Source organism: uncultured Paraglaciecola sp. (assembly GCF_943787955.1).
Taxonomy (GTDB): Bacteria; Pseudomonadota; Gammaproteobacteria; order Enterobacterales; family Alteromonadaceae; genus Paraglaciecola.
In genome coordinates this window covers 21,430-48,212 of the sequence record NZ_CALSOK010000013.1, presented here as the reverse complement: position 1 = coordinate 48,212, position 26,783 = coordinate 21,430, and the positions used below count along the sequence as shown (strand labels likewise).

Here is a 26,783-nt window from a genome sequence, read left to right as displayed (position 1 = left end):
ACCGACAAACTGGGTCGAGAATTTAGAGGGTATGAGCAAAAACTTCAATCACAAACGCAATTATTTATGAAATATAAATAGCTAACTTATTACCCAGTAGCAGTAAGATGCTCAATAAAGCCATCGGATCCTTGTTCAATGAGATCTAAAACATATTCAAAACCGCCTTTGCCACCGTAATAAGGGTCAGGCACTTCTTGTTCTTCAGATTCACAAAAACTTAATAGTAATGACACCTTATGTTGAAACTCTACAGGGCAAGTTTCTAACAAATTGGTGATATTTTGATTATCCATTCCCAAAATATAATCAAACTTTTTAAAATCTTGCTTCACCACTTTTCGGCATTTTAAGCCTTTAAAATCATAACCTTTGTCTATAGCCACTGATTGTGAACGTTTGTCAGGCGCAGCTCCTTTGTGATATCCAGCCGTACCAGCAGAATCAATTTCGATAATCAACCCTATGTCAGCTGCTTTTTTCTTAAAAACGGCTTCAGCACTGGGCGATCTACAAATATTCCCCAAACAAACAAAAAGCACTGAAGTTGTGTCACCTACCATCGGTTTTCCTAATATTTTTACTATGAAAAGTATTCTAGCGGTCTATAATTGCGCGTCTAGTGGTAATACGGATTAATTTAAAATGAATGTTCTCATGCTTAGCAGTTCTAGAGTGGCTGATGAAGATTACCTACAGCATGCGTTACCCATGCTTGATCAACATTTACCCATTATAGAAGAACTACTCTTTATTCCTTTTGCAGGCGTAAATCTCGGCTGGGACGATTATACGACTAAAGTGCAACACGCCCTAGCCGATTATCAAGTCAAAGGTATTCATCAATTCGCAAATCCTCATCAAGCATTAGAAAACGCACAAGCTATATTAGTTGGAGGCGGTAACACCTTTAATTTACTCAATGAATTGTATCATCAAGACTTGCTAGGCAACATAAAAAACCAAGTCAACAAAGGCAAACCTTATGTAGGTTGGAGCGCAGGCTCAAACATCTGTGGTAATAGTATCCGCACCACCAACGACATGCCCATAATACAACCACCTAGTTTTGAAGCTCTCAATTTTGTTCCATTTCAACTCAACCCCCACTACACCGACTATCAAGCCCCTGGGCACAACGGCGAAACACGCGCACAGCGAATTGAGGAATTTTGTATTTTAAATCCTGGAATGCCGGTGATTGGAATTCGTGAGGGGGGAGCTTTGTTGTTACAAGGTGATTCACTTCTATTAAAAGGGGAATTGGATGGAGTAGTGTTTGAGGGTCCATCACAACGCATTATTCACCCAAATCAAAATTTGAGTGGGTATTTGGATAATTAAATTTTACTGTGAAAATAGTTTTGATTTAAAGCAGACGTGAACGCCCCAAAAAGTTTCAATACAACAGTAACCTCGTCTGACTTTTGGGTGGCCACTACCTGTTAATCAAAGCTAACTACTGAGTGATTATAACGTGTGTGTTTTGTGACTACCTTGTTCAAAGAGCTCAAGCTTGGACCTTAAATTTTTTGGTACTTATAATGGAATAATTTCTTTTGAAAAAAATAAGCAGTATTTATTTTATGGCGATGAGATAACTCCCTCACCCTTTTGGATCATAATGCTTTAAGAGCCCCCCATATACTTCTTCAGTTGAAGTTAAAACATTCTGTCTGCGATTGAACAACTATTATTAATTAATATTGATCAAAAAATTGAACTTATCCTGTTATCTACCTTCTGAACATATAGTTTATGTGTGTTCTGTTTTAAGCCTGATCCTCCATCAGGCTTTTTTTTTGCCAATTTTCCTCTTCAATTTAGTAACAAGCCTAATATCTTATGTCCTGCAGATAAGCTTAAAACGCGCAGTCTGCAATTGAACAACTATAATCGAAAAATATTGATCAAAAAGTTGAACTTATCCTGTTATTTACCTTCTGAATGTATAGTTTATGTGTGTTCTGTTTTAAGCCTGATCCTCCATCAGGCTTTTTTTGTCATTTTCGTCTTCAGCGCTCCGCAAATTATTGGAACACTTAATTATTTTTTTTAGTCGACGATGCGCAGAAAGCGAAGTCCACTCTCTTGATTTATCTAGCCCCATGGCTCGTCAATTACCAGCTTATTTTGTAGGTCAATCGGAGTGCGTAAACCATGGCAACTAGTGGTTGAGTAATAGTTTGTCGGAAAAATCATTATCTCATTTAAAATGGGCAAATAAGTGAGCAAAACGTATTGCCATAGAGCATCCCTTTTTAACTTTTATTTGTTTTATAGAAGTTAGTTTGATAGAGGGGCAGTTTGAAAAAACTATATTGACGCTGTGTGAGATCAAGTTCTCTTCAGGGTTATAGAAAATGAAAACATGTACTGACAGGTAAACCATGGATATCATGATAATTTAAAATCTTCGGCTATTAATTACTAACTTTTGCGAGCTATAAGGCTTGCTGACCCTCAGAAAAGTTAAAAGATACATTATTCACCACACCTGTAACCTGGCATATATGGGTGAACAAGCTTCCAATGATCATTCAGTTAATCTGTTAGTTTCTGATATTGAAATGCCTGAATGATACGTTTAAGTACTAACCTTTGAAGTTCGTAATTCGCTAGAGCAAAAATAGATATAAACACACATTATATTTAATTAAATATTGTCAGGTCTTCCATGCGAGCTTGCTCTAACATTCGATACATAATAAAATTTATGATTCTTTTCCTAAACATTAAAGCACTTATTTCTTTATGCCTATGTCACTCAAAGCAAGTTGCTCTATCAATCTAGGTTTTCCTTATCATCAACATAAAACACCAGCACAGTCGCTGTCGTGTTTATCTTCTTTTTTGAATGAGCAAAAGGAAAATGGCACAGAGATTGACGCTGAATTAGGCAACGACCACGGTGCACGCCTGCTTGAAGATAAAATGGCTAAATTATTAGGTACAGAAGCCGCTTTATGGTTCCCCACTGGGGTCTTGGCACAGGGTATTGCTGCTAGAATACATGGGCAGCAAATGAATAATGACCAATTGTTGCTACACCCTTCTTCGCATCTGTTGTTACATGAGGAACATGGCTATGGTCATGCCCATGGATGTTCTGCTAAGGTAATAGGAAAATGGCGAGAGCCACTCACATCAGATGATATTAGTGGCGATCCTGGCTGTGCTTTTGTCGAGCTTCCGCAACGTCATAGTGGTGGGAAATTACCCAACTGGAGTGAATTGCAAAAGATCAAAAACCGCTGCAAAACACTGGGTATACCGCTGCACATGGATGGCGCTAGGTTATGGTCTTGCCGACCTTTTTACGACAACAGATCTTATGCTGATATTGTTGCAGGCTTTGACTCAGTATATGTATCCTTCTATAAAGATATTGGTGCGATGGGAGGTGCTGTATTAGCTGGGTCTCAGGAGTTTATTGATGAAGCGCAAAAATGGCGGACCCGTTTAGGTGGGTTTTCGGTTGGTTCTTGGCCACTCATATACGATGCATTACATTTAATTGATAAACGTATTAAACAAATGCCTGCATTTATTGAAAAAGCAAAAGGTATAGCTGGCGCGATTAAACATATTTCTGATTTACGAGTTGACCCTGTTATTCCTCATACAAACTTATTTCACATATTGCTTGAGACTTCTTTTGATAAAGCAACATACGCAAGAAATAGAATTGCAACAGAACAGGGCATTTGGCTATCTGACCGATTCTGGAATTACGAATCACCCAACAGATGCGCCATGGAGTTTGTGGTGGGTGAAAAGGCCCTCGCGATGACAAATCAAACCTTTGTCAATGCAATGCAGCAATTTGCAAATCTTTTACGTTCTTAGCTCGAGCACCAACCCGATTGCAATGTAAAATAGATTAATGAGCATTAGTGTATCCGGTGTCTAAAGATGAGGCACCATTGCCACCAACTTATCCGCTAAGATCATTGTTCCAAGCTTGTGTATATTATGCTGCTTTACATCATTGATCATCAGCAGCTTCACCAATTAACTCAAGCTATCTACAACGTCCTTAGATAAATGATATTCAATGAAAAACGTCTGGGGTTTGTTCACTCAGTTGTTGTAATTGGGCTTGTAGAAGCTGTGTGGCCGGATCTTTAGGACACTTACGAATAAAATATTGATAGTCTGCAATCGCTACTTGCGTGCAGTCCAGCTGATGTAATAAAAACCCTCTGTCTCTTCTTTCATAAGGATCGTTAGGACACAAATTCACGAGTAACTCTACCGCTGCTAACGCTTCTGAATAAAATTTACCATTGATATGCGATGCTTTTAAAGCGTGCAGTAATCTAACAATAGTTTCATCACAACTTGCTTCGTGCAAAGCTTCTTTTGGCATTTTTTCATCTTCTATTCTATGTAAAATAGAAAAGTATAGAGATTCCAAATCTTGTCGACTCAGCTGTTTACCATTTAAGGGATCTATATAAATGTCTGGACAAAAACTAAAACGACACTTGATCAAAAAATGTCCAGGAAAATTTACACCACATATATCAAAACCCAGGATTTTCCCCATGGATTGAAAAATAATGGCAAGGCTTACAGGGATCCCAGTACGGTAATCAAGAACATAATTTAGCAAACTATATTGACAAGAAAAATAATTTTTTTCATCACCACTAAAAGCGAGTTTCACATAAAAAAAATGAATAAAACGTTTAAAATTTATGGAGTAGTATCGGTCGAACCGATAAATGCTTTTGCTTCTTCAATCCACAAGTCTACCTTGCGTTGGTAGTCATCTGGTTGAAAAACGTCAGGCTGAAACACCCTAGCTAACTGTAAACTGGCCATCAGATAGTCCCGCTTAGCGATAGCCTGCTTTATCTCTTTCACATGTTTTACCCCAATAAATATACACACTTCTTTTTATCGGTTTAAGTGGGGTAACCTTTACCGTAATGAGCAGTAAAATCATAAATAAATCTAAATTGCTGTTAATTAGTACAATCTCAGATTTGTATAAAGAGGTCAACACAATAGATGACACTGTCAAATGCTAACAACTTGTTGTTCCAGTAATTTACCAATACGTTCAAAAATTTGATTGAAGACGCTTAATCAGACTATGCAGTGATATTTATTTTATTCACACTAAAGAGGTGAAAAGCTAAAACAAAAGTGTTTATATCAGGCTGAAGTGTAGTTTAAATAGTATGGGGTATTTATTCACATCAACGATTCCAGCATAAGCAATCCAACTTAACGCACTAATGAGACGGAAGCCTCATATGAAACTAGTACGACTTAATTTTAACGTTAAGGTAACCGTAAGAATATACATCACCCAAGCTAATAAATTCAGTAACACATGCATCTGCACAATGATTGATTAAAACACCACCCCCTTAATGCTGTAGCAGTCAGATAAAGGTGTTAATAAACTCTAGATGTTTTTCTTGGAATACAAAATCTTTAAGTGCTAACACGGTTACAGCATGCACCTCAGGCTCGTCATAAACAATTAATACTCTTGCCTTGCCTTGCCTTGCCTTGCCTTGCCTTGCCTTGCCTTGCAACACAATTTCATCATTTGTATCTTCGGCAAATAAAATTTCATCAGACATCCCCTCTCTAAAACAACAACTTAATAAGAACATAAAGTTTGAAGTAGTCAGCTAAAACCGGTTGATAACTTAACTATTGTTGATGACAACAACACAAATGACAGAAAAATACTCATATAAAACAAAATTTACAGCGCATTGCATCCCATGGTAACGCGAGGTAAGCCATTCAGATCACGTTCGCTTCGGATTTGATTAAAACTGTGCGCTCTCAAAATATCTGTCACTTGACGACTTTGCTTATAACCATGTTCAATCAATAACCAGCCGTTATCAGTCAGAAAATGCTTACTTTGAGAAACAATTGAACGTATGTCATCAAGGCCATCGATACCCGATGTTAATGCACTCTTGGGCTCAAAACGCACATCACCTTGCTGTAAATAGCGATTGTTGTCTTCAATATAAGGCGGATTCGTCACGATAAGATCAAATTTTCTATCCTCTACAGCAGAAAACCAATCACTTTGAATAAATTTGACCCGTTCTAATTTATGTAAGAGAGCGTTATCTTTGGCTAACGTAACCGCCGGTGAGCTTTTATCTAAACCTGTTACCAACCAATTGGGGTTTTCACTTGCTAACGCCAATGCGATAGCACCCGTGCCAGTCCCTAAATCCAATGCTTTAGAATGTTCAGTTAAGTTAAGGTTTAGAGCAATTTCAACCAAAATTTCGGTTTCAGGTCTCGGGATCAAAGTTGTGGGAGAAACTTTGAGTCGCAATGACCAAAAATCTCTATAGCCAATAATATGTGCTACTGGATGGCCTAAAGATCGTTGCGAAATGTACTCTTTAAATAATTTCATCTGTAATTTATTTAACAATTTTTCAGGCCAAGTGTGCAAGTAAACTACTTCACGCTGCAAACAGACTGATAACAATACCTTGCTGTCAATCGCAGATGAATCATACAGGCCGTCATCACTTATATTATGAGAATAAAGTTCATCTCTAGCCCAAGACAATGCTTGGGCAATGGTGAATAAAAAATTATCCAATGTAACCTATTCGTCAGAAAGTGAAGATAACAAATCGGCTTGATGTTCTTGTCTAATTGGCTCTAATACCGCATTGAGTTCACCAGCGATGACATCGTCTAAACAGTATAAGGTTAAATTAATACGATGATCGGTAACACGTCCTTGAGGGAAATTATAAGTACGAATACGCTCTGAACGATCACCACTGGCTACAAGGTTTCTCCGAGTAGACGTTTCTTCCGCTTGGCGTTTATCTTCTTCTAATTGAGTTAATCTGGACTGCAATATAGCCATCGCTTTCGCACGATTTTTGTGCTGAGAACGCTCATCCTGACACTCGACTACTATACCCGAAGGATTGTGGGTAATACGGATAGCAGAGTCAGTTTTATTGACGTGCTGACCACCTGCACCAGATGCTCTAAAGGTGTCAATTTTCAAATCAGCTTTATTGATTTCAATAGCTTCTGACTCAGGTATTTCAGGCATAACGACTACAGTACAAGCTGAAGTATGAATGCGCCCTTGTGACTCAGTATCAGGTACACGTTGCACGCGATGCCCGCCTGACTCAAATTTCATAATACCATAGGAGCCCCCGCCTAAAACATTTGCAATCACGACTTTGTACCCACCATGATCACCTTCGTTAGCCGTGACGAGTTCAACTTTCCAGCCTTGTTTTTCGGCATAACGACTATACATACGGAATAAGTCACCAGCAAAAATAGCGGCTTCGTCGCCCCCTGCACCAGCACGTATCTCAACAAAACAATTACTTTCATCGTTAGGATCTTTAGGCAGCAATAATACTTGTAATTCTTGAGTAAACTCTTCGATACTTTGTTTGGCTGATTTATATTCTTCTTGTGCCATTTCACGCATTTCTGCGTCGTCTTCTTGCATCATTTCTTGGGCAGATTCAAAGTCTTTCTGAGCCCCCTGATAATCACGAAAACACTTCACTACACCTTCTAATTGTGAGTATTCTTTAGTAAGGCCTCTATATCTATCTTGATCAGCAATGACTTCAGCTTCACTCAATAAGGCTTGTACCTCTTCATACCGCTCATCCAATACTTCTAGTTTTCGTTGAACCGATTCTTTCATTTTATTTCCGTAGGCGGACTACATTAGCCGCTAATTATCTGATTTTTTTAGATCTAATGCATCCATGAGTAATTCAAGCTGCTGTGAATTTTGTTCACTTGCCGCATTTTTTAAAGCTTTGGTAGGTGCATGAATAAGACTATTGGTTAATTTATTGGCGAGTTCGATTATTACTTGTTCAGCTTCTTTGCCGTCTGCAAGCTGATTTAGTGCTTTACTAACTAAGGCATCACGCTGTAACTCACTTTGATCTCGAAACCCTTTTAATACATCAATCGAGGTTTGACTTTGTTGCCAACGCATAAATTGTTGTACTTGCTGCACCACCATTTCATCTGCAACAGCTGCTGCATCTTGTCGATTGGCTAGGTTTTTTTCTACTATTTGTTGTAAATCATCCACTGTGTATAAATAGGCATCGTCCAGTTCGCCTACCTCTGCTTCAATATCACGAGGTACAGCTAAATCGACTAAAAACATTGGCTTATGTTTACGTTCCTTTAATGCATTTTGTACTAAGCCTTTGCCTAAAATTGGTAATTGACTGGCAGTTGAACTGATCACGATATCAGCATCTTTTAAGTGTTGTGGGATTTGCGCCAATGTCAAAACTGTTGCATTTAATGGTTCTGCGATGGCTTGAGCTCTTGCTATGGTGCGGTTGGCAACAGTTAATGATTTAACATTTTGTTCAAATAAATGTTTAGCCACTAGTTCGATGGTCTCGCCAGCACCAATCAATAGCACCCTACTTTGTTCCAGCGATGAAAATATATGTTTAGCTAATTGCACCGAAGCATATGCGACAGACACTGCATTAGCACCAATATCTGTTTCAGTGCGCACCCTTTTTGCAACCGAGAAAGTATGCTGAAACAGTCGTTCAAAATCTCCCTTAATCACCCCAGAATTTTTGGCTTCAGTAAAGGCTTGTTTCACTTGCCCTAAGATCTGTGGCTCGCCTAACATCATTGAGTCTAGTCCACAGGCCACGCGCATAATGTGAATGGCGGCCTGATGTTCAGCATGAAGGTAACTGTTATCTTGTAATTCTTTTGGTTGCACGCCATGAAAATCAGCTAACCAAGTAGAAATTGTATTTATCTGTTTATCATCAAGCTGCGCATAAACTTCAGTTCTATTGCAGGTTGACAAAATCACAGACTCTGTCGCGCCAGTTTTTTGCCGCAAAGAGGCTAGAGCCTGCACAATTGCATCAGGTGAAAACGCTATTTTTTCACGCAATTCAATCGGAGCAGTTTTATGATTAATACCAAAAGCAATTAGGGTCATGGAATGATTAGATAAACTACAATAAAGGTTAGGATTATTTGATGACAGCATTGTACGCAAAAGGTAAAACTATTGAAAGCAATGTCACTTGTATGTTCCTATTGCATCAATCTAATTTTGATTTAAAGAGCGTTATTCAAACTGTGTTAATTAGCCGCCTCTGTAGAAAACAAACTTTATCTGTCCTTACCCTTATTTTTTTTCTAGCTGGTTGTGCGACTCCCCCAAAGCCAATACTTAGTTTGAATTCATCTGTTCACCAGTTGTCCTTAAAACAACAAGAACATTGGTTAATAAAGGGAAAGCTTGGTTTTAAGAGTCCAGAAAAAAAACAAAGTGCTAACTTTAGGTGGCAACAAAGGCAACAACAATTCCAGCTCAACATGACTTCTATCATCGGTACATCACTGCTGAATATGAAAGGCAATGAAAAGGGCGTCACGTTGGTAGCAAATGGTGAGACTTATCAAGATTCTAACCCTAGTGATTTAATTTGGCATGTCACCGGTTGGCAGATACCATTAGAAAAATTACGCTTTTGGATAAAAGGGCAACATCAGAAAAACGATAAGGTACTAACTAGTGAACAAGGCTGGGTCAGCCAATTGCAGCCTATCTGCAATAATTGCGAAAACTGGTTAATTAATTATGATGACTATAAATTGGTAGTTGATATTCGGTTACCCCACAAGGTGGTGTTAAAAAATAAACTCAACAATAGTGAACTGTTAATCCGAGTAAATAAATGGGAATTATATGAATAAGCCCTCCTTGAACTGGTGGTCAAGCCCAGCAAAACTTAATTTATTTTTACACATCAATGGCCGATACGAAAATGGTTACCATCAATTACAAAGTTTATTTCAAATCCTCGACTATGGTGATGAGCTAGCCTTCGATATTAATACCTCTGATAAAATCACCTTAGCGGACCCCATAGCCGGTGTCGCTGATGATGATAATTTAATTATTAAAGCGGCGCGATTATTAAAACGAAGCTTGCCAGCTGCTAAAGGTCTTGGTTGTAATATCCATCTTAGAAAATGTCTGCCCATGGGCGGAGGTATAGGTGGAGGTTCGTCGAATGCCGCAACGACACTGCTGGTGCTAAATAAACTTTGGGGTTGCCATTTATCTCAGATCAAGTTGGCCACACTAGGCTTAACTCTTGGAGCAGATGTACCTATTTTTATTCATGGAAAAACTGCTTTTGCTGAGGGTGTAGGTGAAAAATTGCAGCAGGTGAGTCTCCCAACAAAAACATATTTAGTATTATTTCCCGATAGCCATATATCCACAGCTGATATCTTTTCCTTGCCAAATCTACCCAGAAATACTCCAAAAATTAACTTTTGTGATTATAGTTTTACAAATACTCACAATGATTGCCAAGAATTGGTTTGTGAACGCGATCCGAATGTTGCAAAAGCATTACACTGGTTGTTAGAATACGCGCCTTCAAGAATGACTGGTACAGGCTCATGTGTATTTGCAATGTTTGATGAACGTCAGGAAGCGTTAAATGTTCAAACTTTATTACCACAAGGTAGCAGCAGTTTTGTTGCGAGTGGTGTGAATACATCCCTTTTACATAGTCAAATACAAGCACAATTTACTAGTTTTAATGGGGTATAGCCAAGTGGTAAGGCAACGGGTTTTGATCCCGTCATTCGTTGGTTCAAGTCCAGCTACCCCAGCCAATTTTAATAGAAGCAAGTGCTGAGATAACAAGTTTTGATCCGCGACTAATCGTTGGTTCAAGTCCAGTTACCCCAGCCAATTTAGTGTAAGCAAGTGCTGAGATAACAGGTTTTGATCCGCGACTAATCGTTGGTTCAAGTCCAGTTACCCCAGCCAGTTTTAATAGAAGCAAATGCTGAGATAACAGGTTTTGATCCGAGACTAATCGTTGGTTCAGGTCCAGCTACCCCAGCCAGTTTTAATAGAAGCAAGTGCTGAGATAACAGGTTTTGATCCGAGACTAATCGTTGGTTCAGGTCCAGCTACCCCAGCCAATTTAGTATATGCAAGTGCTGAGATAACAGGTTTTGATCCGCGACTAATCGTTGGTTCAAGTCCAGTTACCCCAGCCAATTTAGTGTAAGCAAGTGCTGAGATAACAGGTTTTGATCCGCGACTAATCGTTGGTTCAGGTCCAGCTACCCCAGCCAGTTTTAATAGAAGCAAATGCTGAGATAACAGGTTTTGATCCGCGACTAATCGTTGGTTCAGGTCCAGTTACCCCAGCCAATTTTAATAGAAGCAAGTGCTGAGATAACAAGTTTTGAACCGCGGCTAATCGTTGGTTCAAGTCCAGCTACCCCAGCCAATTTTAATAGAAGCAAGTGCTGAGATAACAGGTTTTGATCCGCGACTAATCGTCGGTTCAAGTCCAGCTACCCCAGCCAATTTTCTTTTAACAGTTAACTGATAGTTTTCTGTTAATACTTGCTGAGAAAGTAAGTTTTGTTCTACGCCATTTCGTTGATGCAAGATAAACTGCCACAGCCATTTAATAAGCACTGAGGATATTACCGTGCCGGATATGAAGATTTTCTCTGGAAATGCAGTACCTGAATTAGCCCAAAAAGTAGCTGATAGGCTTTATACCAAACTAGGACATGCAAGTGTTGGACGTTTTAGTGATGGGGAAATCAGTGTAGAAATTCACGAGAATGTCCGTGGTTCAGATGTCTTTATTATCCAATCTACGTGTGCACCAACTAACGACAATTTAATGGAATTGATTGTCATGATTGATGCGTTTCGCCGTGCATCAGCGGGTCGAATTACTGCGGTTATCCCCTATTTTGGATATGCACGACAAGACAGACGAGTGCGTTCAGCTAGGGTGCCTATCACGGCTAAAGTTGTGGCAGACTTTTTGTCCAATGTAGGAGTTGATCGAGTTTTGACTATCGACTTACACGCCGAACAAATTCAAGGTTTCTTCGATGTGCCGGTAGATAACGCTTTTGGTACACCCATTTTGTTAGAAGATATTCGCCAACGTGATTTTCATAACCCAGTGGTGGTATCTCCGGATATTGGTGGCGTGGTGCGTGCCAGAGCATTAGCAAAACTGATGAACGATACTGATTTAGCTATTATCGATAAACGCCGTCCCAAGGCTAATGTTGCTCAGGTTATGCATATTATCGGTGATGTTCAAGACCGAGATTGTATAATTGTTGATGATATGATTGATACGGGTGGTACGTTGGCAAAAGCGGCAGAAGCATTAAAAGCCCACGGCGCCAGAAATGTATATGCCTACGCTACACATGCTATATTTTCGGGTAATGCGGCACAAAATTTACGAGACTCTGTGATTGATGAAATTATCATTACAGATAGCATCCCCCTTCGCGATGAGATAAAAAATATACCTAAAGTCAAACAACTTACATTATCTAATATGCTTGCTGAAGCTATTCGAAGAGTCAGTAACGAAGAGTCTATTTCAGCGATGTTTGAATATTAAGACTGGTTCATTTAAAGATTAGAGCAGCGGCTTTTACCAGCCGCTTTTTTATTGTTAAATAACGCGCAAATTCATTGTTTCCCCTTCTTTGTGGTGTTAACATTCGCCGCCCTTTTTTATGGGATGTTGCTGTTTCACTGTCTACGGGTAGAGAACTAACGACACAAACGTAAATTTTGGTCGCAAAAATTTACACACACTTACTATAATTTGGAGTTACCACATGTCTGATGGAATTTTCACACTAGACGCAGAAATCCGTACTGATTTAGGGAAAGGTGCGAGCCGCCGCCTACGTCACGCTGGTAAAGTACCTGCAGTCTTATACGGAGCAAATAAAGAAGCCGTTTCTTTAACGCTTAATCATAACAAACTTTTCCAAGCCCAAGGCTTCGAAGCTTTCTATTCTCATGTTCTTACGTTGAACATTGGTGAAGAAAAAGTAGAAGTATTGGTTAAAGACATGCAACGTCATGCTTTTAAACCCATTGTTATGCATGTTGACTTTTTACGTATTGATGCGAAAAAAGCGCTACAAACTAATGTACCTTTACACTTCATAATGAAGAAAAAGCTGATTCTATTAAATTAAATGGTGGTCACGCTGAGCATCACATGATTGATGTTGAAGTGAGCTGTTTACCAGGTGACTTGCCAGAGTACATCGAAGTTGATTTGTTGAACGTTGCACTAGACCAAACTGTTCACTTAACTGATTTAGTATTACCAAAAGGCGTATACTTTGGTAGAACTAAACAAAGGCGCCGAAGAGCACGATTTGGCCGTTGTAACCAGTTAAACTAGCTAAAGGTCCTAAAGCTGGAAGACTGAAGGCGAAAGTGAAGGCGCATGCTGCAGAAGCAGCACCTGCGGAATAAGTTGCTTGACTGATAAACAATTAGCGCGCATTAGCCTAATTGTGGGCCTGGGTAATCCAGGCCCTGAATATCAGCATACCCGGCATAATGCGGGTGCATGGTTCGTCGAATCACTAGCAAAAGCGTACAACTGCACGTTGAAACTAGAAAACAAATTTTATGGCTTACACCGGTCGTGTCACGATTGGTGGACAAGACGTTCGACTTCTCATTCCTACCACCTTTATGAACAAAAGCGGTCAAGCCGTTGCAGCGATGGCGAACTTTCTACCGCGTCCCCTTATCAGAGTTTATTAGTCGCCTTTGACGAGTTAGATCTTGCCACCCGGTGTAGTCAAAATTTAAAACCGGTGGTAGCTCAAGCCAAAATGGCATGTGCGGGATATTGTCAGCAGTATGGCCAACCAGAAAGGATTTTCTGAGGCTTGCGCTATTGGCATCGGCCACCCAGGAGATAAAAACCGAGTTACGGGTCATGTGTTAGGTAAAGCCCCTCAAAAAGAACAACAACAAATCGAAGATGCTATTGATGAAGCAACACGTTGCCTCGAGATATTAGTCAAAGACGATCTAAAAAAAGCTATGAACCGCCTGCATTCATTCAAGGCCGAATAACATTTCATTAAAAAATTAACCATGACGGACTTCGTCAAATCATTAATACAAAATTAAGAGGAAAAACAAAATGGGTTTTAAATGCGGCATAGTCGGTTTACCAAACGTCGGCAAATCGACACTTTTTAACGCGTTAACCAAAGCCGGTATCGAAGCGGCAACTTCCCATTTTGTACGATAGAACCCAATACGGGTGTGGTTCCAGTGCCCGATTTACGCTTAGATAAACTTGCTGCAATTGTTAATCCTAAACGCACTATTCCTACCACTATGGAATTTGTTGATATCGCAGGTTTAGTAGAAGGTGCATCTAAGGGTGAGGGTTTAGGCAATAAGTTTTTAGCTAATATTCGTGAAACCGATGCGATAGGCCACGTTGTTCGTTGTTTTGATAATGACAACATTGTACATGTGGCGGGCAAAATTAGTCCTCAAGACGACATCGAGATTATTAATACAGAATTGGCATTATCTGATTTAGAAACAACAGAAAAAGCACTGCACAGAGTAGCAAAAAGAGCGAAAAGTGGAGATGCTGACGCGAAATCTGAACTCAAAGTATTAGAAAAAATCAAACCTCATTTGGATGAAGGAGAATTATTACGTTCAGTTGAGCTAGATAAAGAAGAATTAAAACTAATCAGCTACATGAACTTCTTAACCCTTAAACCCACTATGTATATCGCTAACGTTAATGATGATGGATTCGAGAACAATCCATATTTAGACAAAGTACGCGAAATTGCTGCAGCCGAAGGCGCTGTAGTAGTCCCAGTTTGCGCTGAAATCGAATCTGAAATAGGCGAACTAGACGACGAAGAAAAAGCCGAATTCATGGCAGATATGGGATTAGAAGAACCGGGTTAAACCGCGTGATCCGTTGTGGTTATGAATTACTTGCCCTAAACACATATTTTACCGCTGGGGTTCAAGAAGTGCGAGCTTGGACTTATAAAGAAGGCTCTACCGCACCACAAACCGCAGGCGTCATCCACACCGATTTCGAAAAGGGTTTTATCCGTGCCGAAATCATTGGATATGACAATTTTGTTGAGTTTAATGGTGAACAAGGTGCCAAAGATGCCGGTAAATGGCGTTTAGAAGGCAAAGACTACATAGTAAAAGATGGCGATGTGATCCACTTTAGGTTTAACGTATAGTCTTTTAAAGAATTTGAAGCCCGCTAAATGCGGGCTTTTTAGTGTATTAAAAACCCAAAAACACCCTTCGCGCCAACTTTCTGATGATTTTGACCTGTATTCCTTTCGCCAGCAACTTTGGTTATCAAGTACATCCTTCACTTTACCAAAAGTACCAGCTGTTGCTGTTGTATGTTCATCATGTGAATATAGTTAATATTCATAAAATACAATTAGGAACCGTTTTAAACATCTAAAAGATGCACCAAAAGGCAAAGCTTAACATGATGACCGAGTCATCAATGAGCCCAATTAAAATAACGATGATAATCAACCTATGCCTAGTATAAAAATACGAAAAGCGTCTCACTGAACTGGCTTGGTAATATAGACAAATAAATATCAAGAGATTCTCTTATTAAAGATGAAGAGGAAGCGGAGCCCAACTTTTAAAGTCCTACTTGAATGGCTTACTATATTGCTCTAAAAAATCTCTAGATAAATGAATAAATTAGGAAAATTCCAAAGCTTATCGCCAGGACACCAGCAAAACGACCTAATGGTTTAAGCAAAGTAAATGCCCATGATATTAAGCGTTGAAATTTATTACGCCCTATGAAAGCAAAAACTATAGCAGCGATAATTGCTATCCCAACCAATTACTTCTATTAATAAAGGGAACTTTGAAACACTAGCCTGATAAATAAGTAATGCGCCTAGCAACAGTCTCACAACAACAGCACCAATATGCAACCAGAGCTTTTGGGAATTATTACGAAGTACCTTAAATATAGTTTCGGAATTAGCAATGAGTGTTACTCCAGCCATAAATATTAAGACCCCAAAAAAAATTATCAATATACTCATGATCAGAATTATCCTCTAGCAACATAACGCCTTGCTAAGCGTAAAAATATAGTTGGCTAAAATGTTGAACAGAGTGAAAAAAGCCCAACTGTATTTTTTCTGTCGAAGCCCTTGTTAGGCTTTAACATCACTAACCTTCCGTTTAACGGAATATAATGCAAAAAACACGATTGCAATGTATCTAGGCATTATTGTGACCAATGTATATGCCCACTCTTGAGGTTCCCCCGTAATTACAAAAATATAAAATGTGATGAATACAAAAGGGAAGCAATAATGCCAAATAAGGAAAAAAGCTTCTACTCGAATTGAAATACTTAATAGCCATCACAAACAAGAATTAAGAGACAATTAATGGTAGACCAATAGTAATAAGATCTACCGTAGCAAATGCGAATGTTGGGGCTGCTTTTGCAGCAGGAGCCAAAATACTTGTGGGAATGGCAATCGCCGTAACAAAACCGATGATATAAATTGATAAGTACACGTATAAAATGCCCAAAAAACTAGCTAAGATTGTAGCTTTTACTCTATTCATGAATCTATCTCCTTTAAATGCCTAACGCCACAAATCACCGGATGGTGAATATAATGAAGCTGAAGCGAAGTGGAAGCTGCATCGCTTTTAACCGTCCGAGTGAATTTGTCTTGTTAGGCGATTTTATTGTATTTGTGCTTCAATATAAAATTCACCTTTATCTTTGTTGCCCCATTTGATGAAATATTGAAGGCTATATTCACCCGCAGTAGTAACGAGTGTTCCAGAGCATTAGCGAATTTGAGCGTCTTGATTGAAACCTTCCTCTGCGACATTTTCCACGGAGACAAATTTAGTGCCGGCTGCTATTAAAAACGGTATGTCATTGACAATTTGACCAACAAGGGATTTTGTATGTGTACCATCACAACCGGGAAAAGAAGAAAGAGCAACACCACCAAGAGACATAAGAATCCAAAGTCCTCCAATAATTGACAATACAGCGGCTTCCCCGCCACGACCTTTACCACAATTGGAGTTTCTTTTGTCTTTTCAATCATATCACCTCGATTTATGAGATACGCTGGAAACCCAATTATCCAAAGCCCCAATGTTACGGCACACCAAGCACCGGCAGACATATTAAACATGCCTTTCCCATCGGGGATTTTACCAATTTTGTTTTTTGTAGCATCAAGGTAAACCCAAACCGCTGATACTGCTACAACAGCAATAATAATTGAATTTAACATATCACTTTTCTCCAATATCCTTTTGATTAAATAAGGCTAGACGCAAGACTTTTTGAACACCTAACAGTGTATTAGTCGAAAGTCGGGATAAATACAAATACAGCTTTCTTATCCACTTCGACATTCCGGTTAATTTTTTACAACATTTCATAAAATTAAACGTTTAAAAAGCATAATGTAGATTTGATATTTTATGATCAAACTAAGCCATCTATTTATCAAGACTTAAAAGTTTGGATAAATACATGGGGTAAAAACAAAACACATCTGAAACAGTGGTATACGATATTGCTTCTGCAGAATTGAAGCTTTGAGTGGCTTATTATGCCCATTTAAATGGTTGCATATTTGGATTTTTATATTATAAATATATGTGCAAACAGTTATTTTCACATCATAAACCTGAGGGATCAGGTTCGTTGAAATACGCTAATTGGGACACCCATTTTCACAATGAAGCTTTAAAGACTGAAAAGCAGGTGGCGACACCACCAAGTCAATTGTCGGCATAGCTGGTGCTTTTACCTTAACCTCGCATCTATGTTTGCCAATTATTTTTGAGATTTCGTAGGGTGAAACTGGATTCCTTAGAAGCACAGCTTCGCCCAGTTGAACAACTCGACAAGAACGTCGAGCTTGGGTGCCGATCATCAAGGACGTGTGATTGACTAATTTAAAGTGTTTGCATCGGTTGAGAATAAGCACATTGTAAAAACTTAACTGATAATAGAATGAAGAACATAACTGACGAGCGGCTCTTTTTGCTTACTTTTTGGAGCTGCAGAGAAAAAGTAAGTTACACAGAAGGATTTCTGTGAGAAAAATTTCAGGTATGTCAGTGCTCGTTAGAGCATAAGTTTTTAATAGTAAAAAGAAATAAAATCAGCGAAGTGATTTTAAACAACTGATTCTTAACACTATCCTCCGCAAACGCCACCTCAACCCCATTTAACTGTATCTGCTTAAGCTGCGTTGCAGACAAGCCTACCACCTTCCCTTGCCAACTTATATTCATCAGCAATTTCAATTCCCGAGACTCCAGGGTCGTCGGTATTCAAGGTCACCAATATGCCTCTTTCAATAAAGGTTTTAATGGGGTGCTGAATGATATCAGTGCAAGCACCTGTTTGAAAATTTGAGGTTAAACAACACTCAATGCTGATGTCGTTGTTCGCCATAAAATCCATTAAATTAGCGTCTTCACGTGCTGCCACCACCATGGCCAATTCGCGTTGCGCCTAATGCATCAATTGCTTGCCAAATGCTGTGTGGCCCGTCGGCTTCACCTGCATGCACGGTAATTTTCCAACCAATATCTCTGGCTAATTTAAAATGTTGTTTAAATCTAATGGCAGGAAAGCCTTTTTCGTCACCTGCCAAATCTAGCGCCACAATATCGTCTTTGGCCCTGAGCAAAGCCTGCAGTTCTTGATGACACATTGCTTCTCCGTAACTGCGACTTAATATGCCAATGAGATTGATATGCAGACCGTATTCTTTAGTGCCTGCTTTGCAGCCAGCAACCACGGCATCTACCACTTGTTCAATAGCTAGATTGTGCGCCTGTGCCATAAAAACTGGCGAGAAGCGAAATTCTGCATAAGTGAGCCCTGCCTGCTTGGCATCTTCGACATTTTCATATGCCACTCTATAGCAGGCTTGTTCTGAGGCTAACACTGAAACACCCAGTTCCATTTTCTGTAAAAAAGCCAAAAGGTCAGTCGTTTTAACCTGGACTTGTGTTGCTTGGATAAGCTCTTCTACATTTTGCTGCTGAAGTGGAATAGAAAATTCTTGAGCCAACTGCCAAATGGTTGACGGCCGAATATTACCATCGAGGTGTCGATGTAAATCAGTTAAAGGGTAGTCGGTGTCTATCACAAATAACCTATTCAGGAATGGTCAAATTTTTCAACAACAATACTGCTTGCGTACGAGTATTAACATTGAGTTTTCTGAAAACCCCACTGATATGTGCTTTGACTGTTGCCTCAGTAATATTTAAATCAAAAGCGATTTGTTTGTTAAGTAGACCATTTTGTAATAATTTTAATACTTGGAATTGTTTTGGCGTTAATTCACCTACTCGCCTTGCAACATCAATGGTTGGCTTAATGTGTTCAATATTTTCAATATTTTCAATTCTCGATTGCATGCCTTCTGGTAGCCAATTATTGCCATGCATTATTTGTTGCAAAGCATTAGCAATAGTTTGAGTGGCTGTAGCTTTTGGTATAAACCCTTTGGCGCCTAGGCTCATGACTTTTGATACGACTTCAACTGAGTCACTTGCGGATACAACAGCAACAGGTATCTGTGGAAAATCTTGAGTGACGCGGATCAAACCATAAAAATTATCACAACCTGGCATATTCAAATCTAGCAAAACCAAATCACAACCTGAATTTTGTTGCAAAGCATTGAGTGTCGAATCTAAGCCATCTGATTGAATCACATCCACGTTCTCAAACAATAACTGCAGTGCCGATACCAATGCTTCTCTGTAAAGAGGATGATCGTCTGCTATTAAAAACTTTGCCACTAAACACAACCCACTTATCAAAACTAACTATAATTAACGAAGACTAATACTTTAGTCTCAACTAATGAAGGTATAATTCACTTTTAAACTTAATCCTTAAGCACGATTTACTTTTTTAGAATAATAGTATATTTATTAAGCTAATTTTGATTAACAAGTCGGCTATGCAATTATCTGTACACATCCTGATAATACCTTACTGATGAGATTCGTTTGTCACAAGCTTGCGAAATACCCTGCGGTATTTCTTCTCCATCAGTTGCTAGTAAATTGGTAGCAATGGAAATTGCTTGGATGAGTTTGCACATGTAGAATTATAGAATATTTTTATTGAGGTCAACACGCCACTATGCAAGACGTCAAAGATACGATTTATTCTCAACCACAACAAGTCAGTGATTTTCGATTTGACCAATCAGTGGCGGAAGTCTTTCCTGACATGATCCAGCGCTCTGTTCCCGGATACAGCACAATAGTGGATACAATGGGTCAGATATGCGCTAGGTATGCACAACCACAAAGCAATATATACGATTTAGGTTGCTCACTAGGAGCAGTCAGTTTAGCCGCTAGCAAATACATAAAAACTGAAAATTGCCACATTCTAGCTATTGATAACTCTCATGCCATGGCGCAACGTTGCGAGTTACATGTGAAGGCTTTCAAGGCAGCCACACCTATAAGTGTTATTTGTGATGATATACAAAATATTGATATTAAAAATGCATCTTGTGTGGTGATGAATTTCACGTTGCAATTTATACCTCCTGAACAGCGTATCGATATCATGCATAAAATCTATGCAGGATTAAATTCAGGTGGTGTTTTACTGTTATCTGAAAAGCTTAGCCATAATACTCAACAAGGTAATGATTTACTGATTGACCTGCACCACGAATTTAAGCGCAGAAACGGTTACAGCGAACTAGAAATAAGTCAAAAGCGCACTGCCCTAGAAGATGTCATGCGCACTGAAACCTTCGAACAACATAAAAATAGATTAGAACAAGTTGGCTTTACAGATCTAGTGCGCTGGTTTACTTGTTATAACTTTACGTCGATGGTAGCGATAAAAGGCTAAAAGCGACTATCTACAAAATATTTATACAGAGTAAGTTTTACTCACAACTCAAAACAGCGCTTTTTATTGAAAAGGGTGCAGATTTGATATCTTTTTCGTCAAGCTAGAAGTGCGAAGCTAATTTTATTATAGGAGGCCACTTGGCTGTTACTTGGTTTAATGATTTTTACAAATTTATCGCTGACTCACCTCTTAGTCATTGGTTAGAGGTACTGCCTGCTCAAATTGCTTCTTGGCAAAAAGACCAACTACACGGTGATTTTAATAAGTGGATAAAATTACTCAATAAACTGCCCAAAACATCACCCTGCGATATAAACCTGTTAGACAGAGTGGAGGTTGGTCACAAAAGTGATATCGATGACTACACCCAAAAACAGATAGTTGGATTACTCAAACAATTTATGCCTTGGCGCAAAGGGCCGTTTCATTTACATGGTATTCATATCGATACCGAGTGGCGCTCCGACTGGAAATGGGACAGAGTACAGCCGCATATACACCCCCTTAAAGATCGTTATGTTTTAGATGTGGGTTGTGGCAGTGGTTATCATATGTGGCGGATGCTTGGCGAAGAAGCAAAGATGGTGGTAGGTGCTGATCCATCGCAACTATTTTTAATGCAATTCCAAGCGATTAAACACTTCAATCCTGACCCCCGCATTCATTTATTGCCTGTAGGTGTGGAACAATTACCAGAACTTAAAACGTTTGATACCGTATTTTCCATGGGTGTGTTGTATCACAGACGCAACCCCATCGACTTTTTATACCAGTTAAAAAACCAGCTGCGTAAAGGGGGGGAATTAGTACTTGAAACCTTAGTGGTAGAAGGCGACGAACAAACAGTCTTTATGCCCGGTGAACGTTATGCTCAAATGCGTAATGTTTGGTATTTACCGAGTACCGCCGCATTAACTGTTTGGATGCAAAAAGTAGGTTTTAAACACATACGTGTTGTGGATGTTGCCCCCACATCATTACAAGAACAAAGAGCAACCGAATGGATGGACAGCCAATCGTTAGCAGACTTTCTCGATCCGAACAATCCAACAAAAACCATTGAGGGATACCCTGCTCCGCTTCGGGCTGTCTTAGTGGCTGAGTGTTAAATCACTAAAATACTGGTCATTAAATCTGTACTTGCAGATTTAAAATCATAGTAATTCTGTTTAAAATATGGTGTTTATCAAAACAGCTTAATTGCATTGATTAACGACAAAAATTGCCTAATAGTTAATATAAGCGACATCCATTTTTAACCTCTGTGCCTGAGGGAGCCCCACGAATATTCAATCATTAGAATTGCCTGCAATCATAGTTCTTAGATTTAATACCGCTGTTTCAAATTGCTCGCAGAGCAATTTGAAACGCTTATCTACGAAGCCCCGCAATCCTAAATAGTGAAACGATAATACTCGTCTAACCTTAACTGTGTTTGCTTGATAACGACGGTGCAAACCGCCCATGAACATGGCCAAACCTATAATGTTAGCTAGAATACTGGCAAGTGTGGCGATGAGGATAAGTACTGCAATGCGGTGTACACATCGGCTTTTATGATGTTCAAACCCCAACCCAAATAAGCTACTTTTGATATCTCTAAACTCTTCTTCAATTTGCATGCGCAGCCGATAAATAGCGACTATCTTTTTACCTAAACTCTTGGTTCGAGGAAGTGAAGTAGCAATCAACCAAGGGTCTGTAGCGCCTCTTGCATGGACCTTTGAACACTTAGATTGTCGGGTAAGGTTGTGTCGCGTTAAACTATGTCGCCCTTTGTTTTTGCCTTTAAATAACACCAAGGTGCATGCTAAAGGTTGGCTGCGACAAATATGGCTAGTAAACCCTATAGGTTGACTGGTAGCTCGTTTATATAGCTCAGAGGTATGCTCCCAGTCCTCTTTCTGATTAACATACATCATCGGCTTTCGGACTCTTCCTGCAAAGTCCCACCCCAGATGCGATGACTTCTCTAAACCAGGTCGTTTTATAGCCGGCATCTGTCACAATTATCGGTTTAGCATCGTCATCGATAATCGTCTTTAATTTTGCTAAGAACGCCTTATGTGTACACCGTTTCTCTTTCGTGTTCATACCATGAACTTCTTGATAAATAGCCACTCCTCGACCATTAAAAGCCACTGAAGCCCTTAGCAAAAAGCAGCCTTTATGCGTATCTAAATCCGACCAGTCAATCAGAATAATAGGACGTAACGAAGCATTCGCATATTGCGTGTAGATTGCTTGATAGATAGGTAATTGTTCGTTAATAATATGTTTATTAGACAACAATCGGTCGGCTTGTTTGATGCGATGCTTTTCATATGCTGAAGATGATATGCCGCGTCCTATACCAGTTACAGTGGCTTTGGCTCCATTTAGCAAACTGCTCACACAGCTGGTTAATGACGCACGTCTAACTTTATGCATTTTAGGCGTGACAGTTGTAAGGAACTTCTTCAAAATAACAATTGCATTCATGGTATTTACCGGTTAGAGATGTTTGGCGATTGATCTGATCACCAAATACCGTGAATGTTCCAAACTCTTTTAAAATTACTTACCGTTTATTTCGTGGGGATACCTCAGCCTCTGTGCCCCCTTTAATTTTTATTCTCGACCCTTTCATTTTATAACGCATCAATGTCTTTAACACGTTCTTAAATAGTGAAAATAATAAGATACCTTTGCGATGCCCAAGACGATCTTTAAATGTTAATAACCGTGATTTTTATTAAAATTTTTTAAACTTACTATCCTTTTGACAACAGATTTGAAATAATTTTATAAAGTCGATGGAAAAATGTAATTACATGCTTTTATTTCTGATAATTCAGCCTTAACTAAGTGGAAATCATGAAAAGTAAATCAACTCACTTTACGAAAGCATTAATGCTATTTTCGGCAATTTTAACCGTAAACGTGTCCTGGGCAATGACCGAAGTAACGATACCTGCAGACCATCAAGAACAAACTCTTATGTCTACAAGCCTAGTCAATAAAACCTCAACTACCCCAGTTGATGATGTCGAAGTGATTAATGTGGTAGGTAAATACTCATTGATTTATTTTATTCGACAAATGAAAAAGGCAGAGCTTGATTTTTACGATGCTTTTAATGCACTAGCTGATGACAATAAATTTAAAGTACAGTGTCGCCGTGTAAAAACTACCGGAAGTAATATTAGCCACAAGGTTTGCCATCCTCAGTTTGTACTTGATCGTATGGCACAAGAAACTCAGGCTGCGCTTCAGACGGGTGCACCATTTCCTTCATGGGATGATATCAATTTTGTTGTTCAAGAGGAGCGAGCTGAGTCGCTTGCTTATGTAGAGAAAACGGTTGCAGAAAATCCATATCTACGAGATAAGCTGATAGCGCTAAATATCAAGCAAGCAGAGTATGAGAGCCAAAAAAATAAATCTAGATAATACCTAGGCATTATTGCTTGATAATTTAATACTGCGAAAACAGTCAGTAATTCGATAATCATTGCTGATGGTAGGATAGCCGAATTTCACTCCCCCAAGGCCATAATAAAAAGTTAAACATGTAAAATATGAGAGAGCATATATTGTCATTCTATACTTTGTAAGCTTGGATGTAGAAAGGCGTGGTTCGACGCTTTCATCCTGCAATACTTCATCTCATCCAGGTGGCTTTGTTAAAGAGTTTTCTTTTTGAAAGTGACAGTTATTTGCAATGCGTCTCTTCTATCAGCGCATTTTTTTTGCAGGCTCTTCAGGTTCAACTATTAGCACATCCCAGACATCGGCAAAATTACGGTACATTCATTTTGGTTTGTTTCAAAGGTAATATGCATGTGTCAGAAAGAGATGTAAAATATAGGTAGTCCTTTGGGTGACCTGTTGGTAGTCTCTTTAAAAAAGACTAAGTCACTTAATTGATGGTCTTTCCTATAAGCATTCAGACGGCAAAAATTGTAAATCATGTATTCCCTAAGGCCCTACCAGCAAGAAGCTGTTGATGCGACGGTTCGATATTTTCGAAACCATAAAAAGCCTGCCTGTATCGTGTTACCTACAGGGGCTGGAAAGTCTTTGGTGATTGCCGAATTAGCGCGTATCGCTAATGGTCGCGTACTTGTGCTTGCACATGTCAAAGAGTTGGTAGAGCAAAATCATGAAAAATTTGAAAGCTACGACCTAAATGCAGGTATATATTCAGCTGGTCTTGATCGAAAGGATATTAACCACAAGGTTATTTTTGGTAGCATTCAATCCATTGCCAGAGCCGAGAAAGATTTTTTTGATGATTTTTCGCTTGTCGTTATCGATGAATGTCATAGGGTGTCACAAGAAGAATCCTCTCAGTACCAGCAAGTACTGAGTATACTCAAAGAACGTAATGACGGCGTTTGTATACTCGGTTTAACCGCCACACCATACCGAGTGGGTATGGGCTGGATTTACGAGTACCACGATAAAGGGTTATTGCGCACAGATGATGAGCGTTTTTTTTCTCATTGTATCTATGAATTACCGATAGGATTTATGATCAGTAATGGGTATTTAACCCCCCCAGTATTAATTGATTCACCGGTCGCTTGTTATGACTTCTCTTCCCTAGAGCTTAACGATAAAGGGCAACATTCTGCGCCTGAAATCGATAACATTTTGCAAGATCAATCCAGAATTACTCCGTCGATTGTTGCTCATATCGTTGATTTATCTGAGGGTCGTGCGGGTGTGATGGTTTTTACATCAACAGTAAGACACGCTAGAGAAGTACTATCCTACTTGCCAAGCGAGTTCTCAATGTTAGTGACTGGAGACACGCCCAGCGCTCAGCGTGATGACATTATTGCTCGGTTTAAAAAGCGGAAAATAAAATATCTGGTTAATGTCTCGGTTTTAACAACAGGATTCGATGCACCACATGTGGATCTGATTGCATTGCTTCGACCAACAGAGTCAGTATCGTTATATCAGCAAATCGTTGGTCGTGGACTTAGGATTTCAGAGGGCAAAAAGGACTGTCTTATTCTCGACTATACCGGACTTGGCCACGATTTGTTTTCCCCGGAGATCGGGGAAAAAAAACCAAACAAAGACAGCGTCGCTGTTGAAGTGGCTTGTCCTCAGTGCGGCCATATGAACGAATATTGGGGGATTAAAGATCCAGATGGCCAAGTGATTGAGCACTATGGCCGAAAATGTTTAGGGGCACATGAAGATCTCGATTCTAAAGAAATGGTTAAGTGTGGTTTTCTGTTTCGATTTAAACGCTGCCCAGGCTGTCAAACTGAAAACGATATATCCAAACGGGTTTGTGCTACCTGCGATCAATTGCTAGTAGACCCTGATATGATGCTTAAAGAAGCGATGAGCTTAAAGGATGCACATATCTTGCGTTGCGATTCGATGACATTTGAAAAAGACTGGGATAAGAAAGGAAATGAGCGACTAGAAGTCCGCTATTATGATGTTGACGGTGAGTTTCTTAATGAGTATTTTTATTTCAACAGTTATTCAAAACGCCAAGCGTTCTATCACAACTTTGTTCGCTCACATATCAAAAATGCCGGCCCAACATTTGATGTGCAATCTTTAGAGCAAGTCTATTTATGCCAGATGCTATTTGCTAAGCCAAAATTTGTCATCGCGAGACTCGTTCATAAGTTTTGGAAGGTACGCGAAAAAGTATTCGAATGGTAAAGAAATGACAAACAAATTGACGTTTACTGCATATAAAACTGAACAAACCCAGCCCTACTTTGCCTTTACACTTTTCCAAGACGCAAAAGCACTATTTCTAAGACCTCTTTAATGACCGGCCCATGTTAAATGACGTTACAAATATAAAACTCTGTATGCACCAGCAATATTCTGGTAAAGCAATAATTAAAATATCAAGTTACAAGGAGTAAAGGTAGCGCTGCAACTTATCGACTTAACGATGGACGCAATAAAAAACCAGTTAGCCGTCGTAAA

Annotated in this window: 23 protein-coding genes, 1 tRNA gene and 4 pseudogenes; 13 read left to right on the top strand and 15 right to left on the bottom strand. The window is 39.3% G+C overall.

Annotated elements, in window-relative coordinates:
- Positions 1-89 precede the first annotated feature (89 nt).
- On the bottom strand, positions 90-563 hold the full coding sequence (locus tag Q0Y52_RS12230) for a low molecular weight protein-tyrosine-phosphatase (protein ID WP_297821931.1): 474 nt from the start codon (positions 561-563) through the stop codon (positions 90-92).
- An 82-nt stretch (positions 564-645) separates the two neighbouring features.
- On the opposite strand from Q0Y52_RS12230, the gene pepE reads away from it, so the two are divergent.
- Both pepE and Q0Y52_RS12220 read left to right on the top strand, forming a co-directional pair.
- Positions 646-1,344 (top strand): dipeptidase PepE, encoded by a 699-nt coding sequence (gene pepE, locus Q0Y52_RS12225; RefSeq protein WP_297821928.1) that lies wholly within the window; start codon positions 646-648, stop codon positions 1,342-1,344.
- Between the two features lie 1,410 nt (positions 1,345-2,754).
- Positions 2,755-3,849: a low specificity L-threonine aldolase gene (locus Q0Y52_RS12220; protein ID WP_297821926.1), complete on the top strand. Its 1,095-nt coding sequence runs from the start codon at positions 2,755-2,757 to the stop codon at positions 3,847-3,849.
- Between the two features lie 205 nt (positions 3,850-4,054).
- Here the strand turns inward: Q0Y52_RS12220 and Q0Y52_RS12215 are convergent, their stop codons facing one another.
- The 6 genes from Q0Y52_RS12215 to hemA all read right to left on the bottom strand — a co-directional run bounded on the left by Q0Y52_RS12215 (position 4,055) and on the right by hemA (position 8,989).
- The gene (locus Q0Y52_RS12215) at positions 4,055-4,672 is read right to left on the bottom strand and encodes a tetratricopeptide repeat protein (RefSeq protein ID WP_297821924.1); all 618 of its coding nucleotides are present in this window, start codon (positions 4,670-4,672) and stop codon (positions 4,055-4,057) included.
- A gap of 29 nt (positions 4,673-4,701) precedes the next feature.
- Complete coding sequence (locus tag Q0Y52_RS12210) at positions 4,702-4,872, bottom strand: hypothetical protein (protein WP_297821922.1); 171 nt, start codon at positions 4,870-4,872, stop codon at positions 4,702-4,704.
- Between the two features lie 527 nt (positions 4,873-5,399).
- Complete coding sequence (locus Q0Y52_RS12205; protein ID WP_366939290.1) at positions 5,400-5,603, bottom strand: hypothetical protein; 204 nt, start codon at positions 5,601-5,603, stop codon at positions 5,400-5,402.
- 128 nt (positions 5,604-5,731) lie between these two features.
- Positions 5,732-6,604 (bottom strand): peptide chain release factor N(5)-glutamine methyltransferase, encoded by an 873-nt coding sequence (prmC, locus tag Q0Y52_RS12200; protein ID WP_297821920.1) that lies wholly within the window; start codon positions 6,602-6,604, stop codon positions 5,732-5,734.
- Between the two features lie 6 nt (positions 6,605-6,610).
- The gene (gene prfA / locus Q0Y52_RS12195; protein WP_297821918.1) at positions 6,611-7,696 is read right to left on the bottom strand and encodes a peptide chain release factor 1; all 1,086 of its coding nucleotides are present in this window, start codon (positions 7,694-7,696) and stop codon (positions 6,611-6,613) included.
- Between the two features lie 30 nt (positions 7,697-7,726).
- Positions 7,727-8,989 (bottom strand): glutamyl-tRNA reductase, encoded by a 1,263-nt coding sequence (hemA, locus tag Q0Y52_RS12190; protein ID WP_297821916.1) that lies wholly within the window; start codon positions 8,987-8,989, stop codon positions 7,727-7,729.
- 41 nt (positions 8,990-9,030) lie between these two features.
- Here hemA and lolB point away from each other — a divergent pair, with 41 nt between their 5' ends.
- The 3 genes from lolB (at position 9,031) to Q0Y52_RS12175 (ending at position 10,689) form a co-directional block, all read left to right on the top strand.
- A complete protein-coding gene (gene lolB / locus Q0Y52_RS12185; protein ID WP_297821914.1) occupies positions 9,031-9,753 on the top strand; it encodes a lipoprotein insertase outer membrane protein LolB in 723 nt (240 codons plus the stop codon).
- A complete protein-coding gene (ispE, locus tag Q0Y52_RS12180) occupies positions 9,746-10,624 on the top strand; it encodes a 4-(cytidine 5'-diphospho)-2-C-methyl-D-erythritol kinase (RefSeq protein ID WP_297821912.1) in 879 nt (292 codons plus the stop codon). The genes lolB and ispE overlap by 8 nt, the downstream gene beginning before the upstream one ends.
- Positions 10,615-10,689, top strand: a tRNA-Gln gene (locus Q0Y52_RS12175). Before ispE ends, Q0Y52_RS12175 begins: the two co-directional genes overlap by 10 nt.
- A gap of 449 nt (positions 10,690-11,138) precedes the next feature.
- On the opposite strand, the gene Q0Y52_RS12170 is transcribed toward Q0Y52_RS12175, so the two are convergent.
- Positions 11,139-11,300: a hypothetical protein gene (locus Q0Y52_RS12170; RefSeq protein WP_297821910.1), complete on the bottom strand. Its 162-nt coding sequence runs from the start codon at positions 11,298-11,300 to the stop codon at positions 11,139-11,141.
- Entirely contained in the window at positions 11,297-11,482 is a 186-nt protein-coding gene (locus Q0Y52_RS12165; protein ID WP_297821908.1) for a hypothetical protein, read from the bottom strand. Before Q0Y52_RS12165 ends, Q0Y52_RS12170 begins: the two co-directional genes overlap by 4 nt.
- A gap of 43 nt (positions 11,483-11,525) precedes the next feature.
- Here Q0Y52_RS12165 and Q0Y52_RS12160 point away from each other — a divergent pair, with 43 nt between their 5' ends.
- The 4 genes and pseudogenes from Q0Y52_RS12160 (at position 11,526) to ychF (ending at position 15,126) form a co-directional block, all read left to right on the top strand.
- Complete coding sequence (locus tag Q0Y52_RS12160; RefSeq protein WP_297821906.1) at positions 11,526-12,473, top strand: ribose-phosphate pyrophosphokinase; 948 nt, start codon at positions 11,526-11,528, stop codon at positions 12,471-12,473.
- 223 nt (positions 12,474-12,696) lie between these two features.
- Positions 12,697-13,351: pseudogene (locus tag Q0Y52_RS12155) on the top strand (50S ribosomal protein L25/general stress protein Ctc).
- Positions 13,352-13,380: 29 nt separating this feature from the next.
- Positions 13,381-13,966, top strand: a pseudogene (gene pth / locus Q0Y52_RS12150) (aminoacyl-tRNA hydrolase).
- Between the two features lie 70 nt (positions 13,967-14,036).
- Positions 14,037-15,126, top strand: a pseudogene (ychF, locus tag Q0Y52_RS12145) (redox-regulated ATPase YchF).
- 1,186 nt (positions 15,127-16,312) lie between these two features.
- Here ychF and Q0Y52_RS12140 read toward each other — a convergent pair.
- From Q0Y52_RS12140 to Q0Y52_RS12125, 4 genes and pseudogenes are all read right to left on the bottom strand, one after another.
- Positions 16,313-16,510: a hypothetical protein gene (locus tag Q0Y52_RS12140; RefSeq protein ID WP_297821904.1), complete on the bottom strand. Its 198-nt coding sequence runs from the start codon at positions 16,508-16,510 to the stop codon at positions 16,313-16,315.
- 308 nt (positions 16,511-16,818) lie between these two features.
- On the bottom strand, positions 16,819-17,202 hold the full coding sequence (locus Q0Y52_RS12135; RefSeq protein WP_297821902.1) for a hypothetical protein: 384 nt from the start codon (positions 17,200-17,202) through the stop codon (positions 16,819-16,821).
- 835 nt (positions 17,203-18,037) lie between these two features.
- Positions 18,038-19,083 (bottom strand): annotated as a pseudogene (gene add, locus Q0Y52_RS12130) (adenosine deaminase).
- Between the two features lie 7 nt (positions 19,084-19,090).
- Positions 19,091-19,744 (bottom strand): response regulator transcription factor, encoded by a 654-nt coding sequence (locus Q0Y52_RS12125; protein WP_297821900.1) that lies wholly within the window; start codon positions 19,742-19,744, stop codon positions 19,091-19,093.
- Positions 19,745-20,093: 349 nt separating this feature from the next.
- Between Q0Y52_RS12125 and cmoA the strand changes: the two genes are divergently transcribed.
- A complete protein-coding gene (gene cmoA, locus Q0Y52_RS12120) occupies positions 20,094-20,825 on the top strand; it encodes a carboxy-S-adenosyl-L-methionine synthase CmoA (RefSeq protein ID WP_297821898.1) in 732 nt (243 codons plus the stop codon).
- Between the two features lie 140 nt (positions 20,826-20,965).
- Positions 20,966-21,937, top strand: coding sequence for a tRNA 5-methoxyuridine(34)/uridine 5-oxyacetic acid(34) synthase CmoB (gene cmoB, locus Q0Y52_RS12115; RefSeq protein ID WP_297821896.1), 972 nt, complete (start codon positions 20,966-20,968; stop codon positions 21,935-21,937).
- Between the two features lie 180 nt (positions 21,938-22,117).
- Here cmoB and Q0Y52_RS12110 read toward each other — a convergent pair whose 3' ends face one another.
- Together Q0Y52_RS12110 and Q0Y52_RS12105 are read right to left on the bottom strand one after the other, a co-directional pair.
- Positions 22,118-22,750: a transposase gene (locus tag Q0Y52_RS12110; RefSeq protein WP_297821894.1), complete on the bottom strand. Its 633-nt coding sequence runs from the start codon at positions 22,748-22,750 to the stop codon at positions 22,118-22,120.
- Positions 22,737-23,309, bottom strand: coding sequence for a hypothetical protein (locus Q0Y52_RS12105; RefSeq protein ID WP_297821892.1), 573 nt, complete (start codon positions 23,307-23,309; stop codon positions 22,737-22,739). The genes Q0Y52_RS12110 and Q0Y52_RS12105 overlap by 14 nt, the downstream gene beginning before the upstream one ends.
- A 375-nt stretch (positions 23,310-23,684) precedes the next feature.
- On the opposite strand from Q0Y52_RS12105, the gene Q0Y52_RS12100 reads away from it, so the two are divergent.
- Positions 23,685-24,260: a hypothetical protein gene (locus Q0Y52_RS12100; protein WP_297821889.1), complete on the top strand. Its 576-nt coding sequence runs from the start codon at positions 23,685-23,687 to the stop codon at positions 24,258-24,260.
- Positions 24,261-24,779: 519 nt separating this feature from the next.
- Positions 24,780-26,507 (top strand): DEAD/DEAH box helicase, encoded by a 1,728-nt coding sequence (locus Q0Y52_RS12095; protein ID WP_297821887.1) that lies wholly within the window; start codon positions 24,780-24,782, stop codon positions 26,505-26,507.
- Positions 26,508-26,783 lie beyond the last annotated feature (276 nt).

What these genes read in the sequence shown, in the direction of transcription:
- hemA (WP_297821916.1), bottom strand. Translation starts at nt 8,989, where the DNA reads ATGACCCTAATTGCTTTTGGTATTAATCATAAAACTGCTCCGATTGAA.
- Q0Y52_RS12140 (WP_297821904.1), bottom strand. Translation starts at nt 16,510, where the DNA reads ATGAATAGAGTAAAAGCTACAATCTTAGCTAGTTTTTTGGGCATTTTA.
- Q0Y52_RS12110 (WP_297821894.1), bottom strand. Translation starts at nt 22,750, where the DNA reads ATGATGTATGTTAATCAGAAAGAGGACTGGGAGCATACCTCTGAGCTA.
- prfA (WP_297821918.1), bottom strand. Translation starts at nt 7,696, where the DNA reads ATGAAAGAATCGGTTCAACGAAAACTAGAAGTATTGGATGAGCGGTAT.
- Q0Y52_RS12105 (WP_297821892.1), bottom strand. Translation starts at nt 23,309, where the DNA reads ATGAATGCAATTGTTATTTTGAAGAAGTTCCTTACAACTGTCACGCCT.
- Q0Y52_RS12220 (WP_297821926.1), top strand. Translation starts at nt 2,755, where the DNA reads ATGCCTATGTCACTCAAAGCAAGTTGCTCTATCAATCTAGGTTTTCCT.
- Q0Y52_RS12095 (WP_297821887.1), top strand. Translation starts at nt 24,780, where the DNA reads ATGTATTCCCTAAGGCCCTACCAGCAAGAAGCTGTTGATGCGACGGTT.
- Q0Y52_RS12205 (WP_366939290.1), bottom strand. Translation starts at nt 5,603, where the DNA reads ATGTCTGATGAAATTTTATTTGCCGAAGATACAAATGATGAAATTGTG.
- Q0Y52_RS12100 (WP_297821889.1), top strand. Translation starts at nt 23,685, where the DNA reads ATGAAAAGTAAATCAACTCACTTTACGAAAGCATTAATGCTATTTTCG.
- ispE (WP_297821912.1), top strand. Translation starts at nt 9,746, where the DNA reads ATGAATAAGCCCTCCTTGAACTGGTGGTCAAGCCCAGCAAAACTTAAT.
- Q0Y52_RS12135 (WP_297821902.1), bottom strand. Translation starts at nt 17,202, where the DNA reads ATGTTAAATTCAATTATTATTGCTGTTGTAGCAGTATCAGCGGTTTGG.
- cmoA (WP_297821898.1), top strand. Translation starts at nt 20,094, where the DNA reads ATGCAAGACGTCAAAGATACGATTTATTCTCAACCACAACAAGTCAGT.
- Q0Y52_RS12230 (WP_297821931.1), bottom strand. Translation starts at nt 563, where the DNA reads ATGGTAGGTGACACAACTTCAGTGCTTTTTGTTTGTTTGGGGAATATT.
- pepE (WP_297821928.1), top strand. Translation starts at nt 646, where the DNA reads ATGAATGTTCTCATGCTTAGCAGTTCTAGAGTGGCTGATGAAGATTAC.
- lolB (WP_297821914.1), top strand. Translation starts at nt 9,031, where the DNA reads ATGACAGCATTGTACGCAAAAGGTAAAACTATTGAAAGCAATGTCACT.